The 16,915-nt window shown below is 43.0% G+C and carries 16 protein-coding genes and 2 tRNA genes; 2 read left to right on the top strand and 16 right to left on the bottom strand.

Features of this window, described 5'->3' with window-relative positions:
- Positions 1 to 43: 43 nt before the first annotated feature.
- From RG47T_RS01165 to RG47T_RS01120, 10 genes are all read right to left on the bottom strand, one after another.
- Positions 44 to 343, bottom strand: coding sequence for an Arm DNA-binding domain-containing protein (locus RG47T_RS01165; protein WP_074487515.1), 300 nt, complete (start codon positions 341 to 343; stop codon positions 44 to 46).
- A 277-nt stretch (positions 344 to 620) separates the two neighbouring features.
- Positions 621 to 693: transfer RNA gene (locus tag RG47T_RS01160), tRNA-Lys, on the bottom strand.
- 222 nt (positions 694 to 915) lie between these two features.
- Positions 916 to 988 (bottom strand) — tRNA-Lys (locus RG47T_RS01155).
- Between the two features lie 93 nt (positions 989 to 1,081).
- A complete protein-coding gene (locus tag RG47T_RS01150) occupies positions 1,082 to 2,110 on the bottom strand; it encodes a WD40/YVTN/BNR-like repeat-containing protein (protein ID WP_083627245.1) in 1,029 nt (342 codons plus the stop codon).
- A gap of 113 nt (positions 2,111 to 2,223) precedes the next feature.
- Positions 2,224 to 3,777 (bottom strand): vanadium-dependent haloperoxidase, encoded by a 1,554-nt coding sequence (locus tag RG47T_RS01145; protein WP_074487513.1) that lies wholly within the window; start codon positions 3,775 to 3,777, stop codon positions 2,224 to 2,226.
- Between the two features lie 28 nt (positions 3,778 to 3,805).
- Positions 3,806 to 4,753, bottom strand: a complete 948-nt coding sequence (locus RG47T_RS01140) for a hypothetical protein (protein ID WP_074487511.1) — start codon at positions 4,751 to 4,753, stop codon at positions 3,806 to 3,808.
- Between the two features lie 191 nt (positions 4,754 to 4,944).
- Positions 4,945 to 5,379: a DUF2147 domain-containing protein gene (locus RG47T_RS01135; RefSeq protein WP_074487509.1), complete on the bottom strand. Its 435-nt coding sequence runs from the start codon at positions 5,377 to 5,379 to the stop codon at positions 4,945 to 4,947.
- 68 nt (positions 5,380 to 5,447) lie between these two features.
- On the bottom strand, positions 5,448 to 5,816 hold the full coding sequence (locus RG47T_RS01130) for a response regulator (RefSeq protein ID WP_074487508.1): 369 nt from the start codon (positions 5,814 to 5,816) through the stop codon (positions 5,448 to 5,450).
- 124 nt (positions 5,817 to 5,940) lie between these two features.
- On the bottom strand, positions 5,941 to 6,234 hold the full coding sequence (locus tag RG47T_RS01125; protein WP_074487507.1) for a putative quinol monooxygenase: 294 nt from the start codon (positions 6,232 to 6,234) through the stop codon (positions 5,941 to 5,943).
- 90 nt (positions 6,235 to 6,324) lie between these two features.
- A complete protein-coding gene (locus tag RG47T_RS01120; RefSeq protein ID WP_074487505.1) occupies positions 6,325 to 6,915 on the bottom strand; it encodes a thymidine kinase in 591 nt (196 codons plus the stop codon).
- 74 nt (positions 6,916 to 6,989) lie between these two features.
- Here RG47T_RS01120 and RG47T_RS01115 point away from each other — a divergent pair, with 74 nt between their 5' ends.
- Positions 6,990 to 8,531 (top strand): DUF8457 domain-containing protein, encoded by a 1,542-nt coding sequence (locus RG47T_RS01115; protein WP_074487503.1) that lies wholly within the window; start codon positions 6,990 to 6,992, stop codon positions 8,529 to 8,531.
- A 287-nt stretch (positions 8,532 to 8,818) separates the two neighbouring features.
- Here RG47T_RS01115 and rodA read toward each other — a convergent pair whose 3' ends face one another.
- The 6 genes from rodA to purH form a co-directional block, all read right to left on the bottom strand.
- Positions 8,819 to 10,096, bottom strand: coding sequence for a rod shape-determining protein RodA (gene rodA, locus RG47T_RS01110; protein WP_074487502.1), 1,278 nt, complete (start codon positions 10,094 to 10,096; stop codon positions 8,819 to 8,821).
- Positions 10,086 to 12,095: a penicillin-binding protein 2 gene (mrdA, locus tag RG47T_RS01105; RefSeq protein WP_074487500.1), complete on the bottom strand. Its 2,010-nt coding sequence runs from the start codon at positions 12,093 to 12,095 to the stop codon at positions 10,086 to 10,088. The genes rodA and mrdA overlap by 11 nt, the downstream gene beginning before the upstream one ends.
- The gene (locus RG47T_RS01100) at positions 12,092 to 12,610 is read right to left on the bottom strand and encodes a rod shape-determining protein MreD (protein ID WP_074487498.1); all 519 of its coding nucleotides are present in this window, start codon (positions 12,608 to 12,610) and stop codon (positions 12,092 to 12,094) included. Before RG47T_RS01100 ends, mrdA begins: the two co-directional genes overlap by 4 nt.
- A complete protein-coding gene (gene mreC / locus RG47T_RS01095) occupies positions 12,588 to 13,436 on the bottom strand; it encodes a rod shape-determining protein MreC (RefSeq protein WP_074487497.1) in 849 nt (282 codons plus the stop codon). Before mreC ends, RG47T_RS01100 begins: the two co-directional genes overlap by 23 nt.
- A 136-nt stretch (positions 13,437 to 13,572) precedes the next feature.
- Positions 13,573 to 14,595 carry a rod shape-determining protein gene (locus RG47T_RS01090; protein ID WP_074487496.1) on the bottom strand — a complete coding sequence of 341 codons (1,023 nt, stop codon included), beginning with the start codon at positions 14,593 to 14,595 and terminating at the stop codon, positions 13,573 to 13,575.
- 112 nt (positions 14,596 to 14,707) lie between these two features.
- On the bottom strand, positions 14,708 to 16,234 hold the full coding sequence (purH, locus tag RG47T_RS01085) for a bifunctional phosphoribosylaminoimidazolecarboxamide formyltransferase/IMP cyclohydrolase (protein ID WP_074487494.1): 1,527 nt from the start codon (positions 16,232 to 16,234) through the stop codon (positions 14,708 to 14,710).
- Positions 16,235 to 16,477: 243 nt separating this feature from the next.
- On the opposite strand from purH, the gene RG47T_RS01080 reads away from it, so the two are divergent.
- Positions 16,478 to 16,915: PAS domain-containing protein (locus RG47T_RS01080; protein WP_216350982.1), on the top strand; the 438-nt coding region annotated here is incomplete at its 3' end.

Below are 16,915 nucleotides of genomic sequence, written 5' to 3'. Positions count from 1 at the left end.
GAATTGGTGGTCAGCTTGCCCCGGAATCAGGTGGTCTAGTTCATCAGAATCTCCACTTTAAGGGGGTAACGCGCTCATACTCGGCTTGTAGAAAAATGAACTGCCGGTTAAGGTCCACACTAATTTCGTTGATTTTTTGATTAGTAGCTTTTTCCTGGCTACCGCCTTTAGTTTTTTTATACTCAACGTCCCAATTCTTTAAGTGTACTTTTTTACCGATAGCAAGTTCTTCAAATATTTCTCCCTCGATACTAATTCTACAAATAATAGGAGCATTTCCTTTAGCGTCTGCTTTAGATTTGCGATGCCAGAACAGCAACGTTAACTTTTGATGATTTTTCATTTAATGAATTTTGGTGAACAATTTGTTTTGCGGAACTCCGAATAACCTTAATTGCTGCCTTAAACCATTGTCTTACAATGCCTTGATTGTATGTGGTGCCCCAAAGATAAATCTACCAGTGCCCTGTAGAAATAGGGCATCGTTTGATTTGATCTGAATTGATTTGAAATGATCTGTTTATCTTTTTTAGGTATGGCTAAAAAAACCATTTTAAACAGAAAAGGCGCATTTTCATGCGCCTTTTAGCTATAAACGTCGACCTGTTGGGGGGGCTTTGTGATCCCGCTGGGATTCGAACCCAGGACCACTACATTAAAAGTGTAATGCTCTACCAGCTGAGCTACGGAATCATTATCGTTTCCGATAAAGAGGTGCAAAGATAGAAAAATTTTTGACAGATTTAAAGAGTTTTGGTATAGTTTACCGAACTTACTGATTTGCTGCATGAAAATTTTTATGGTCATTTATTATAACCCCACTTAAAGCCAATATAATCCTTTTTTAAAACAGACAAAACTATTCCCCAAAACCTTGAAAACGCAAAAAGCCTCACATTTCTATGAGGCTTTTCGTGATCCCGCTGGGATTCGAACCCAGGACCACTACATTAAAAGTGTAATGCTCTACCAGCTGAGCTACGGAATCATTTAACGTTTCCGTTAAAGTGGTGCAAATATAGGATTATTGACAATTACCCGCAAGCCAAATTTTCAAATATTTTAAAGTTTTTCTGAGTGCCTAATTATGAGGCAAATACGGTTCAAACACGGCAATTTTTCCTTTATCGCCGGCCAGCAACACCAACTTACCATGCTTTGCCTGCTTGCAAACATTAAAACTTTCGGCATTTATAAGCTCCCAGTTCATGCCACCATCTGTAGAAATATTGGTCCCCGGTGTACCGGTTGAAATAAAAATGGCCTTATCCAACCAACTAACGCAAGACTGAAAACCCGCAGGCGGATTAACCGGACTATTTAAAACAGCGTTAGATATATTAGCAGCCACAGAATCTGTTCTATTATTCAACTGGTAATCTCCCCCCACAAAAACCATATTAGGCCCGTTAGAAGCAACAGAGAACGCTCCTTCAGAGTCTTTCCCATGCAAGAGCGGCAATGGTTGATAGCTCCATTTTTTGCCATCCCAGGTAAGCAGCCTGCTATTGCTGCCTCCTGTTACAATTTGCAGGGCCCTTTTGGTTACACCTATACAAGTACCGCTGGCAGCAAATGCAGCCTCGCCGGGCAAGGCTAAAGGCAAATGAGGCATGGTAGCCCAGGTGCTACCACCATCTTTTGTTTCCAAAAGCACAAATTTCCCATCAATAGGGTCGCCCATGGTATAGCCATGCTTATCGTTTACAAAAGCCATCGCATCTAAAAAATAGGCTTTATCGTCATTTCTGTATTTCACTTGCCAGGTTGTGCCGCCATCGTTTGTCTGCATAATTAACGCCGGCGTTCCCGAACTCATGATCACCGCCTTTTTATCAGAGAAAGCTTCTACATCCCTAAAATCGCTTTTATCGAAACCTTTAACCTGCTGCCATTGCCACGTTTGTCCTCCGTTTGTAGTTATACCTACATAGCCATTGCTGCCGCTTACCCAAGCCACATGGTTGTCCACTACAGATAAACCTCTAATACTGCAGGCTTTTGTTTGCTCCAGTAATTTTACAGTTTGCGCCTGGCCTGCGCTAATACCTATCAACAGGTATATCAAAGCTGTAATAAATTTTATAATCGATACTTTCTTGTAATTCATATTCAAACCCTAATCTACAATCAATTTTATTACTGCACCATTACAGGGCACAAAAAAAGCCGCAAACTTTACGTTTGCAGCTTTCGCGGGTTTATGGTGATTGAGTAAAAGACTTATTGATCTGCCCCGTCTGTTTTGGCACGTGCTACGGCATAGTTGCCTACTGCCTTGCCGGTAACCAGGCCAACTTCGCAATCGCTGCGATAATGGATGGCACCGTACAAGCGCGACATTGCTGCCTGCTGTGCCATATCTGTAAACTTGGTGCCCCTATCCGGCAAAAGATAGGTGAGTACCGTTGCCGCCGCACCACTAAAGTTAGAGTGCCCTGATGTATAAGACGGGAAATTAGGTATCCCTGTTAATGTTTTAATAGCGCCATCGGTTTGTGTTGGGCGGGGGTTAAAGTAAAAATACTTGGCATCCCAGCATACAATGGCTGCATCCATTTCGGCCATATTAAGCAGGGCCATATTGCGGGCCCAGCGTACTTCGCTGTAGTTTTGCTTTACAAACTCTTCGGCAGCTATAGCATTCCAATGCCCCGGCGGCGCGTAAGTACCTGCGCCATCGGCCCAAAATGATACAATGGCCTCATTCTCGCGCGTGGCATTTTTACTGTATGATAACACCTCTGCAGTTTCTTTCTTAAACTGTTCTGATTTTGTTGATGGCGGCGGAGACGGACGAAGTGCTACTACTGTGGCGGCCGGAAATAAAAACGGCGTTACCTTGCTAAATAATGGCAACATAGGCGGGCGTTTTGGATACTCTAAACTAATCCAGGGTGTCTCGCCTGTGGCGGCTGTATTAGTTTCAAGCGATTTCCAGTATGCAGGTGTACCTATAGCAGCCCCGGTTCCATCGGTTCTGGCCCTTGCGGTAAATAACCCGGCAACTTGTTTACCTAAAGCTTCACCTGCATCCCACTCGGCGCGCGTATTGGCACCGGCAACCATACGGTATAATTTTTGGTTAGCCTCCTGTTGTTCAATATAAGCTATTTCTGTAGGGAACAAAAGCTTCATCATTTCAACTACCGAGCCAGACACCACAGCATCTTCGCTCGGGTACGATGGCAGGTCTGATTTTGGGATCAACGCCTGCACCGTGGCATCATTTTTATAAGGCGCAGGCCTGTTGTATAATGTTTTGTAATGCCAAGCCGCTATTAAGGCATCATATTGTACTGCGCTTACATAAGCATAAGCACGGGCTGCGTAAGGCGGATTTGAGAATGGAAACTGCGGATAGGCAAAGGGATTGGCCGAGCTTGGCGCGGGGTAAGTACCATCATCGTTTTGGTAAGGCGGCAGGTTGTGTTTGGCAACCAGATCGCGTAATATCTCGTTCCAGCGCAATACAGCACCGGCACTCCAATAAGCAATAAGCGCACGCTGATCATCTGTAATACCGCGCTGATAGGCTTTAATTTCATTCAGGTCGGCCTGATAAGCGGGTGAGCTAATCGCATCGGGCGCAGCCACTGCAAACTGGCTTGTACTGGTTAACAATACCGGTTTCCAGGTTTCTGCATTAAGGTCGAGTTTAGCCGGTGATAAAGCCGGGAACTGGGTATTACGTTCAACTATGGTCTTATTGCATGACGATGCTATGGCAACAAATAGCGCCAGTGCAGGAAGCAAGTAGTAAATATTCTTCTTCATATCTCAAATTAAGAACCTTGTACAAGGTTTATTTTTTGTCTTTCTTATCTTTTTTTATTGAAAACAGGTAATAAACACCGCCATGGAGCACAGTGCTCTGGCCAACATTACGGCCGCTGATCACGTAATCGCCGCCAGCGGTAAGTTCAAGCCCGGCAGGTTTACTAAACGTGTATTTAAAGTTTGCGCCCAATGTGGTCCAGTTCATTTTATTACTCGGGAAAGGCATGTCATTTTTACGGATATCAAACCCGCCCAGGCTGGTATAGTTCTCAGCAACAGCCTCAGCTATCCAGCTTTCGCTGCGGTAACCCATGCGGCCATTATATACCATCATATTAGGAATATCTACCTGGTTGGTGTAGTGCATTTCTGTAGTGTAGTACGAATTACGGTCGATGGTGATATTACTACGGTGCACATATTGTGCAGATGCAGTAGTGAAGAAATTACTCCTCTGATAATCTGCCATAAAACGGGCCATCAGGTTTTTACTGTGCGCGCCTAAAGCTAATGGTAAAAAGTCGGCCTCGTAATTGCTTGCAGGTATTGATACCCCACCAATGCCATACAACGATACTACTCCTTTACCCACCTGTACTTCTACCGGCATATATTTTAAAAAGAGCGAGATATCCTGCAAGCCATTTTGCCCCTTTAGCGTACCAGCCGAAGCCTTAGTAGCCATATAGGGTAAGTTAAGCAGAATGTTAAACTTGTCGGACACGCCATAATTTACCATTGCAGCAACCGTCTGGCTGCTCACGTGACCTAAATTTCCGTTGGTTCGTTTAAAATCGCCTTCCCAATAATGATCCCAATCGCTGTGGCCGTACATTAAACCGGTACAAAAATAATTTTTAGGGATCATAATGGCATCGGCATCCGTTTGGGCCGAAGCATGATTGGAGAAAGCTGCAATAAAAGCTAAAGCAATAATGTACTTGCTTGTTTTTACAAGTAAAGGTTTAATCATATTAGTTTACAAAAGGGTAAAAGTATCTGCCGCAACAAATCCGTTACATGCAAACATATATTTTTAGCACCAATTATAAAAATATATACGATAAAATTTATAGATTTTACAATACTGAAAATCAATTAATTATAATGAAATAAGCATTTATAATAGCCGTTTTAAACAACTATCATAAATGCTGCCATATATCATTCAACCCTTGTCCATTCTTCGGTACGGCCCAAAAGCGAGATGCCTACGTATCCCCTTATTTTCAATTTTTTTCCTTTAAGTGTCATTTTGCAGCTATAAGTTTTGCCGCTTTTGGGGTCATAGATAGTGCCGTTTTCGTAAACATCTTCGCCGTCAAAGGTAAAATCCTTTAAAAGTTCCAAACCTAATTCGGGGCGACTTCTTAATGCCTCATCCGGGTTTTTAATATCTGTTTTGGGTTTACCGCCGGCATCATTAGGGAACTTGATCCAGGCGAGTTTGCCGAAAAATTTGTTTCCTTTTTTGTAGATCTCTATCTGGCCTTCACCCGATGGGTTAATCCATTTGCCAATAATGGCATCGGCGTTTTGCGCACTTGCAGATAGCACAAAAAATAAAAGCATACCCATGCTTAAAGTAAGTCTCTTCATCATTTTCGTTTTATAATTGGTTAACGAATATAGTTGTTACTGTATTGACTTACAACCGAAACGATGGTTTACTTTGTAAACTTTTTTACAATGGCATGCAGATCATCCAACTCAAATGGCTTTTTAAGGTAACCATCGGCTAGCCCGGCTTCGGCAATTTCTTTGATATTGCTAACTGCCGATACAATAACTATTGGAATGTGGCTTGTTTTGGGATTAGTTTTTAACTCTTTGCTTAACTGCTGCCCATTGGCATCGCTTTTCCAGTCGGTAAGCCAGTTATCCAATAATAGCAGATCGGGATTAATGTCGTTAATGGTTTTTAAGATCTTGGCATTCTCTGAGGCGACAACTTCATACCCCTCCCCTTGCAGGGCATAGGTAATAGTATCCCTTATATCTTTATCATCTTCAATAACGAGTATTTTTCTAGACATGGCTTATCGTCAATTATAGCATCAAAAAACTGTTTATTGCCATTAAGCGGCGTAGCAGAACATTTGATAAACAACCGGATACAGCCATTTTGTTTTACTACTACATGAAATTTTTTACAACTAATTAAACCAGCCTTACCAATTGCTTTATTTGGGCCGGTTTATCCTGTAAAACCGGCGATATCCTAATAAAATGCTTGTAGTGCGATGAATTTTGATGATGATCTAGCGCGGCTTCATTTTGCCACTCCTCTATCATCACATATTCATTGGGTTGATTTTTGGGCTGGTAAATTTCGTAGCATATACACCCGTCTTCGGTAACAGATATGTCAACCAGTTTTTTTAACTCCTGTTCAAATGTTTCTTCGGCATCAGGGGTGCATTGCCAAACATTAATCACCTTCACGCTGCTCATAACCGATATGTTAAGTAAATACAAAACGCCGCAATCTGCTATTTATTGGCAGGCAAAGATTTACAAAACAGGTTTTAACAAAATTTGAATTTAAGATGGCAATAAGCCCGCGTTAAAACAAGCACGGCAACGTGGTTCGTAGCTTTCTTTTTCGCCAAGCAGCACACGGGCACCGTCTGGTACCAGGCGGTACGAGTACAGGGCCGGGCTGCCGCATTGCACGCAAACTGCGTACACCTTGGTTACAGACTCGGCCATGGCCATAATAGCAGGCATAGGGCCAAAGGGTTTGCCTTTAAAATCCATATCTAAACCGGCCACAATAACCCGGATACCACGGTTGGCCAGTATATTGCAAACATTGGGTAATTCGTCGTCAAAAAACTGGGCCTCATCAACGCCAATTACGTCAACATTACCACTTATCATTAACAACAGGGCCGATGAATGATCTACCGGGATGGATGGGATCATATTTTGATTATGCGATACCACGTTGGTTTCGTCATAACGCACATCGGTTTTGGGTTTAAATATCTCTACCTTAAGCCTGGCAATCTGTGCGCGTTTTAACCGCCTGATCAGTTCTTCGGTTTTGCCCGAAAACATAGACCCGCAGATAACCTCTATGCTTCCACCGAGCTCACTTTTTCTCCTAAAAACATCTTCACTGAACAGCATGTATAAACTCTTAAAGCCTGCTAATATCAGAATTTAATACTATTTTTGAGTAGCATTTTTCCTAACATATAACCATGAGGCACCAGGACGTATTTAAAAAAATAGGCAATATTTTACAAGAACTGAACGAGCAATACGAATACCTTAAAACACAGGGCGATAGCATAGACGACCTCGAACTCGAGCTTTTTGCCGCCAATTCGCATTTTTTATCAGACCACCTGGAAGTATTACGCAAATTAAATGCAACCCTGGCTAAAAGCCTCCCTGCACATGGGCAAAACATGGCGATAGAAACGCCGGAACCGGAAATTACTACAGAACCAGATTTTCAATTCAGCAAACCAAAAGCCATCGTGGAACCTGCTGTTGCCTTTGTTGAAGAAACAGCTGAACAGGAGCCCGACCGACCAGAGCCTGCAATTGAATTACCGGCCTCGTTCGCTAACGAAGTGGCAGAGCCGGAAATTGAGGCTGAAGCAACGCCTACCCTTGCTGAATATTTTCATGTAGCAACGCCGGAAACAAAAACTGAAGAGCAAGCTGTAGAAGCAGAACCCACCCTTGCTGAATATTACCACATAGAAACACCGGAAGAAGAACCAGAAGCAGCGCCTGAACCCGGCGGCGGTTTCCATTTTGATTTCGAAACAGCACCTCAGCCGCAAGAAGATGCAGACGAGTATACTTCAAAACAGTTTCAATTTCAACCACAGGCGGACGAATTAGAACCAGAAGAAACACCAACCATTGACGAAGAAACAGCAGAAGTAATTGACGCTGAAACTGAATACAAAGAAGAAGAACCCAAAACTGGTTCTTATAGCTTTCAGGTGCGGCTTACCCCTCCTCCAATGCCAACCGGAACAACCTATCAGCATGAAGAAACACTAGGCGAATCTGAAACACCGGAACCCAAACACGAAGAGCCTGTTACTGCTTTTGAACCCCAAACTGCGCCGCTGGAAATAGCGGATGAACACACTCAGGAAATTGAGATAAAACCGGATACAGGCCATGATATGTTTTCATTTATGAGAACAACAGAGCCCGAAACTACCCGTGATGAGTTAACACTTGGCGAAGCTGGTGAAGACGAAACCGGTTCTATTAACGCTGCTTACCATGCAGAACAAGAAGAACCTACAGCACCAACCGTTGCCGAGGCCATGGCATCAACAGTTACGCCCGAGCCTGAAGCAGTACCCTATTCGCCACAGTTTACACCAGAACCGGCGGCTATCCCTACCTACCAACTTAAACAACAACCGATATCGGCACCTGCGCCTACCCCGGTTATTGAGCCAGAACGCCAGTTAACGCTTAACGAGCGCCTATCTGCCAATACGGCTATCAACGCTACGGCAGCGTCTGTGCAGCCAATTAAAGATCTTAAGTCGGCTATTACGCTTAATGACAAGATGCTGTTTGTACGCGACCTGTTTAACGGATACAGCCTGGCCTACAGCGAAGCCATCGAGATACTAAACCGCTTCAATAATTTTGAGGATGCCGAGCGGTTCTTAAACACCAACTACGTAGAAAAGAACCGTTGGGCAGAAAAACCCACTACCAATGAGAAGTTTTTCGATTTGTTGAGGAGAAGGTTTTCGTAAAGTGATAGTTTAGAAACAGCTTAGGGGCCGTTCATAACCTAAACAACGCGGCATCGGTATGTTGGGATAGCACAAGCCTGACCCGGGCACTAACTTGCACAGAACATGGTGCAGCCGCGAGCTTTCTTTTTGGTACTTTTTCTTTGGCGGTTAAAGAAAAAGTACTTCCACAGACGATTCATTCTAGCCCCCTGCCCTCCCTAATGAAAAACGGACTATCTGTTATTGAAGTTAATAGTAATAGGTTTGGGATTGCTTCGTACAGCAATGATGTGCTTTTTAAGAAATTAATTAGGCACCAACGTCCCCATTCTATTAGAATCTAATTTAATCATCACAAAAAGCAGTATTGTAAAGCTCCATAACGAAGAGCCGCCATAGCTGATGAATGGCAACGGGATACCGATTACCGGCACCACCCCTACCGTCATCCCGATGTTGATGATAACGTGGAAGAACAGCACAGACGCTACCCCATAGCCGTAAATGCGTGAGAAAGGCGATCGCTGTCGCTCGGCAAGCATGAGCAGCCGGAGCAGCAGGAAAAGGTATAAACTGATTAAGCCTACAGAACCGGCAAAGCCCCACTCTTCGCCTATAGTACAAAATATAAAGTCGGTGCTTTGTTCGGGCACAAAGGAGTATTTGGTTTGGGTTCCCTGTAAATATCCTTTGCCCCATAGTTTGCCAGAGCCTATAGCAATTTTAGACTGATTTACGTTATAACCCTTCTTCCGCAGATCTGAGGTGAGGCCCAGTAAAATATCTATCCGCTCTTTCTGGTGCTGTTTTAATACATGCAGGTAAATATATTTTACGCTGAATATAAACACAACAGATATCACAATACCGATAAGCACCGTTAACATTACCTGCCTGAAACGACGAAAGATCCAAATTAGCAGCAAACCAATTGCAACCACACCAATGGCAAGATACAATTGATTGAGCAACAAGGTAAGCACAAACAGAATAATCATCAGGGCGATGGTTACCAGGAAATATGGCGATAAACCTTCGCGGTAAAGTACAAATATTAGCGAGCAGAATACCAGGGTTGAGCCGGTATCGGGCTGCAGCATAATTAATAACATGGGCAAGCCAATAATGGCCCCTGCGGTAAGAAACGACCGCCATTCGGTAACCCTGATATTGGTGCCGCTTAAATATCGTGCCAGCAGCATCACTGTAGTAACCTTAGCAAACTCGGATGGTTGCAACCTGAAAGAACCCAAAGGAATCCAGGCCTGGTTACCGCCCACATTTCGCCCAACGACCAGTACCGCGATGAGCAAAATAATGGTGATGACGTAAAATACGGATGCAAAGGTGATAAAGAAGCGGTTATCCAGCAGCAAGATTACGATAGACAGCACAATGGACGACATGATGAAGATGAACTGTTTACCGTAATTGGTATCAAAATCTACAAAACCCGGGTGCCTTGGATCATATACCGCCGAGTGGATATTAAACCAGCCAACGGCACATAAAATAAGATACAGCAATACCGTTAGCCAGTCGACATTAAAAAAGAACCCGCGTTGATTAGTGCTATTGCTCATCGTCCTTCCGTTTAATTTGGGCGGCGGCTAAAATACGCAGCAGCGTATCTTTCTTGTTTTTATTTTTGTGCGAAACAGCTTTGATTTGCACTGGTGGCTTACCGGTGGTATCAACGTTTTCTTTACCCAGCGTGTCCAGTTTACGATTGGGTTTTACAACAGGCTTTTGCCCTGGCAATGGCGGCAGCAGGTTAGCATCTGCGTAATACTTTGGTGTAATGCCCGATGGGCGGTTGGTTATCGAATCTCTTAAATATTTTTCAACAATAAAGCTGGCAATTGGTGCAGCCCATGTACCGCCATCGCCGGAGTTTTCTACAATTACAGCTATGGCTATTTTAGGATTGTTACGTGGCGCAAAGGCTACAAACAGCGAGTGATTTTTACCGTGCGGATTTTGCGCCGTACCTGTTTTACCACACATATCAATACCGGGTATCATAGAGCCTCTGGCCGTACCTTGCTGCACTACCTGGTGCATACCTTCTATCACCGGTTCAAAATATTGCGGATCGATACCCACCTGGTGCTTTTCAATAAATTCTTTCTTGATGATGTTACTGTCGCCGATTGATTTGATCAGGTGGGGAGTATAATAAAAACCATGATTAGCTATTGTACACTCTACATTGGCCAACTGCAATGGGGTAGCTTCCAGCTCGCCCTGCCCAATAGCCAGCGATATAATGGCACTGGAACGCCAGTGATTTTTACCGTGTATATTATCATAGTGCAGCGCTGTTGGTACGTTACCGCGGCCTTCGTGCGGTAAATCCACACCTAGTTTAACACCGAAACCAAACAGGTTAACTTTCGCTTTCCAATCGGTAAAAGTGGCTTCGGTTTGTTTTCCACCATGCTCATTCATCAGCTTATCAAACACGCTGCAAAAATACACATTGCATGACCCGGCTATGCCCAGCGTTAAATCTGTAGTACCATGATGGTGCGTACACTTTACCATGTGGTTGCCCGCCCAATAGCCACCCGCGCAGAAATAGGTAGTTTGCGGTGTAATAATACCTTGCTGCAAGGCAATAAGCGCACTTAATGGTTTAAAAGAAGAACCCGGCGGATAGTAAGCCTGTATAGGCCTGATGAAAAGCGGATTATAAGGGTCCTCATACAATTTGGCTACGTTGTTACCGCGCTCGCGCCCTACCATCAGGTTGGGGTCGTAACCGGGGCTGCTTACAAAGGCTAAAATTTCGCCCGTTGAAGGTTCGATGGCAACAATGCTGCCTACCTTGTTCTTCATCAGCTTTTCGCCCAGTTTCTGGATGCGGCTGTCTAACGAGGAGATCAATCTTTTGCCGGCTACTGCTACGGTATCATAAGCGCCATTGGCAAAATGCCCTTTAGCCACATTGCGCGAATCGACCATTAAGTTTTTCACCCCACGCTGGCCGCGCAGTAAATCTTCGTAGGCTTTTTCTACACCGGTACGGCCAATATAATCGCCAGGATGATAATAGCCGTGCGATTTTTCGATGTCGCGATCTGTTACCTCACCTATATACCCCAAAAAGTGGGCGGCAATAGAATCCGGATAAGTACGGATGGTACGCGGCTGCACATCAAATCCAGGAAACTCAGATAATTTTTCCTGTAAGGAGGCATATAAGGTTGCAGGCAGTTGCTTTTCAAATATTGAGGTGCGGTAAGGCGAGTACTTCAAGGCTTTGTTAAAGCGCTTATCAAAGCCTTCCTTATCAATACCAATCATTTTGCAAAACGCCAGTGTATCAAATGCCTTTACCTGGCGGGGTACTACGGTAATATCATAAACGGGTTCATTTTGCACCAGTATTTTATTATTACGGTCTAGTATAGGGCCGCGGGCCGGGTACATAATAAACTTACGGATCACATTGTTGTTGGAGGCCAGGAAATACTTATCCTCCACAATTTGCATATAGAAAAGCCTCACCAGTAAGGTAAGGCAAAGGGTTACAAATATTGCGGTAACAACGTACCGCCGCGCGAAAAAACTATTCATTTACGTTCTTTACTCCTGAAAAATAAGAAGCCTGAAATCAGCATTAAAAATATGGTAAAAACCGAACTTAAAAGAAAACGTAATAAAGTATATTGTATTTCAGAAATTCGAAATACTTCAAGGTTAAACAAAAAGAAGTGATGGCAAAGTGTGAGTATAGAGGCATAGGCAAAAAACCACCTGAAACCCATTACGCTTAAGGTAGGCTCGGGCTCGTTATCAAAGCCATCTTTCTGCACTGTAATACTAATAAACATTACCCGTACCATGGCCATTAACACACAGGCTGCGGCATGCAGGCCAGGGGTATCATAAAAGGCATCAATGGTTAAACCCAGTATAAAAGATAATACAAACAGTAAAACGTTTGGTGTTTCGAAGGGTAACAGCAGGATGAATATAATATAGGGGTACGGTGTAGAAAGGTTATACAACGTTAAATTCTTCAACAGGAAAACCTGTAAGAACACCAGCGCCACAAAGCGTATTAAATTAATTATTAGTGTCCTGATCATCTTTTTTCTGCTGTGCCTCTAATGTGCCCTGCTCTAAGGCCAGTTTATTAATTACCACATACACATACTCCAAACGGCTAAAATCTACAGACAGGCTAACTTCCATATTGAGGAAGAAACCGCCACCCTTTGCATTTAACTTGCTTATTTTACCAATAGAGATGCCAGGAGGGAATAAGGAGAACCCGGAGGTTACCACAGGTTCGCCCAGGCGCGGTTTTACATGGTTGGGGATGTCTATAAGTAAACCAGTATGCGGGCCCAGGTCTTCGCTCCATATCATCGAGCCAATATCCTTGGTATCGGTAACCATGGCGCTAATCTTGGTATCTTTATGCAAGAATGACCGGATGGTTGAAAAATGCTCGCTTGTATTTACTACGATACCCACCAGGCCCGAACTGCAAATAACGCCCATATCTTTAGCGATACCCTCGTTACTGCCCCGGTTAATGGTAATGTAGTTGTTAGACCGGTTAACCGAGTTGTTAATTACCTTGGCCGCAATGTAGGTGTATTGCTGGTGATAAAGCGAATCTGTAATGGTATGTTTTGCGGCCGTGTCTACGTAAAAAGAAGAAGCCAGCTGGCCGCGCAGCCGGGAGTTTTCGGCCATTAAGCTGTCGTTGCTTTCTTTAAGTGCCAGATATTGGTTCAGCTTATTTACACGGCCATAAATATTGCCGGTAACCTGGTTAGAGCTGTTGATAAAAGTAGCCTTCTGAAAAGAATTATATTTAATGTAAATAATCAGCGACGTTATCTCAAATATCAAGAACAAGAAAAATGCGTTGTACTTGCTAATGAAGATCAATAGGTTACGCATGCGGGAATCAGATTTGAGATCTGAGATTTGAGATTTGAGACATAATAAAACTTAAGACATAAAAGTAACTCAATCAGACAAATTATCCAATAGCCTACTTCATCTTAAATCTCATATCTCATATCTCATATCTCAACTACTGCATTAAAAACTTAAAGTTACCAATATTTTTAAGGGCAGTGCCTGTACCACGTACTACGGCGCGCAGTGGATCTTCGGCCACATGCACAGGTAGTTTGGTTTTGGCAGCTACACGTTTATCTAAACCACGCAGCAATGCACCGCCACCGGTTAAATAGATCCCGGTTTGATAAATATCTGCCGATAACTCTGGCGGAGTGATCTCCAGAGCTTTCAATATCGCTTCTTCAATCTTAGAGATTGATTTATCAAGGCAATGTGCAATTTCGGTATATGATACGGTAATTTGTTTTGGTACACCAGTCATCAAGTCACGGCCTTGTACGGCAAAATCAGCAGGTGGATCTGCCAATTCCGGCAACGCTGCACCAACTTCAATCTTGATCTTCTCTGCAGTACGGTCACCAATCATAATGTTATGCTGGCGACGGATGTACTGCACGATATCAGCATCAAAGTTATCACCAGCAACACGGATAGATTGATCGCATACAATGCCAGATAAAGCGATAACCGCAATCTCTGTAGTACCACCACCAATATCGATGATCATGTTACCCATTGGCTCTTCTACGTCAATTCCAATACCTACCGCAGCAGCCATTGGTTCATAGATCAGGTAAACCTCTTTGGCACCTGCAATTTCGGCCGAATCTCTTACGGCACGTTTCTCTACTTCGGTAATACCTGATGGAATGCATATTACCATCCTTAGCGACGGGAAAAACCAGCTTTTGCCTTTATTGATCATTTTGATCATCCCGCGAATCATGTGTTCCGCAGCATCAAAATCTGCAATTACGCCATCTTTCAACGGGCGTACGGTGCGGATCTTTTCGTGGGTTTTACCCTCCATTTGCATGGCCTGGCGCCCAATGGCAATAACTTTGTTGGTTTGCCTGTCTAAGGCAACGATTGATGGTTCATCTACAACCACTTTATCGTTATGTATAATCAGGGTATTTGCTGTACCTAAGTCAATCGCAATCTCTTGCGTAAAAAAGTTGAATAAACCCATTTAAATGTGTTTCTAATAATCTGCAAATTTGAAAAAAATTACTTAAATAAGCTGCATCAGTCGCTTGCTTTTTAAAGCGTTAAAAAGCACAGATTATTGTAATCGATGTAATTTAGTGTTTAAAATGTCTAACTCCGGTAGTTACCATAACTATATTTTTTTGGTTAGCCATGTCGATAGAATCCTGATCCTTAATAGAGCCTCCAGGCTGCAGAACAGCGGTTATGCCCGCATTTGCAGCAATTTCAACACAATCCGGAAAAGGGAAGAAAGCATCAGACGTCATCACGGCACCATTTAGGTCGAAACCGAAATTTTTAGCCTTTTCTATCGCCTGGATCAAGGCATCAACACGTGAAGTTTGGCCTACACCGCTTGCCAGCAACTGATCGTTTTTAGCCAGTACTACCGTGTTTGATTTTGTATGCTTTACAATTTTATTAGCGAAGAACAAATCTTTCAACTGTTGCTCGGTTGGTTGCGCGTTGGTAACCGGGGTCATTTGGGCTGGGCCTTCGATAACCGCATCTTTATCTTGCTCGATAACACCGTTCAGCAAAGTTTTGAATTGCTTAACCGGTAACTCAACCTTGTTACGGATTAAGATCACACGGTTCTTTTTGCTTTTCAATACTTCAAGCGCTTCGTTGGTATAAGCCGGCGCAATCAGTACTTCATAAAACAGTTTGCTGATCTCGATAGCTGTTGCTTCGTCAATCTCATCATTGGCAATAATTACACCACCAAAAGCCGAAACCGGGTCGCAGGCTAAAGCATCTATCCAGGCTTCTTTAATAAAGCTACGCGATGCAATACCACAGGCGTTGGTATGTTTTAATATAGCTACAGTTGGCTCGGTAAATTCATCAATCAATGACACAGCTGCATCAACATCAACCAGGTTATTATAAGATAACTCTTTGCCGTGCAATTTCGTAAACATGGCATCTAACTGACCGTAAAAAACACCTTGCTGGTGTGGGTTTTCGCCATAGCGTAAAACCTGGCTTTGCTGTATGCTTTGTTTAAACACAGGCACCTGCTCGTCCTGGTTAAAGTATTGAAAAATGGCAGTATCGTAGCTCGATGATATATTGAAAGCGTTTAAGGCAAATCTTTTACGATCTTCAATTTCTATTGAGCCGTCGTTCTCTTTCAGCAATTGTGCTAAAGTCTGGTAATCATCTTTTGAAGATACGATCACTACATCTTTATAATTTTTAGCAGCTGCGCGAATAAGGGAAATGCCACCAATGTCGATCTTTTCGATCACGTCATCATGCCCTGCGCCAGACTCTACTGTTTCTTCAAACGGGTATAAGTCTACAATCACCAGGTCGATCTCCGGGATCTCGTATTGCTGCAGCTGTTGCAAGTCTTGCTCCAGGCTGCGGCGGGCAAGGATACCACCAAACACTTTTGGATGGAGGGTTTTTACACGGCCACCCAGAATAGAAGGGTACGAAGTAAGGTCTTCAACAGCAATAACATCGGCACCTAAGCTGCGGATAAACGCTTCGGTACCACCTGTTGAATATATTTTAACGCCTAAGCGATTAAGTTCATGAATTACCGGTTCAAGATGATCTTTATAATAAACCGAAATTAACGCGTTTTTGATTTTTACGGGCTGACTCATTGAGGGAATTTTTCGAGCCGCAAAAGTAGTGATTTCGAATGATTAGTTAGTTATAGATTAGTGATTTGTGTGAAGGCCGGGGTACATTTACCCTGCTGTGGCAATACCGGCTAAATCAATTCAATTAATTTATAGGGCAGGCCACTATTCTAAATCGAAAAAAGTCTTCGCTTTAATTAATTTATCTTCACAATTAAATTTTTTATCTTCACATAGCTACGTAAATAAATATCTTTCATTATTATGCATTTTAAAGAAACTATAGATCTTTTAGAAAGCTCATCTTATTATTATTCCATTATCATTGGGATGGATAACCGCTATACCTATGTGAGCCCTAATTACAACAAGAATTTTGATTTTATAAATCAGTCACTCGTTGGTAAGCCATTTTACATTACGCTTCACCCCGATGATATTAAAATTTGTGCAGAAGTGGGCGGTAAATGTTTCGAAAACCCAGAACAATTATTCCCTGCCACATTACGCAAACACGACGGTAAGGGCGGGTTTATTTTTACGCAATGGGAATTTAAAGCCGTTTTTGACGATCAAAACAACCCGGAAGGGATTTTTTGCATTGGATACAACATCACTGAACATGTAGATACACGGAATGAATTACTTACGGCACAAACAGAAATTGAAATTAAAACAGATCAATTAGAAGAGATCGGTTTT

This window comes from Mucilaginibacter polytrichastri (assembly GCF_001911425.1).
GTDB classification, from domain to species: domain Bacteria; phylum Bacteroidota; class Bacteroidia; order Sphingobacteriales; family Sphingobacteriaceae; genus Mucilaginibacter; species Mucilaginibacter polytrichastri.
The sequence above is the reverse complement of the archived record's forward strand: the minus strand, read 5'-3'. Positions and strand labels throughout refer to the sequence as shown.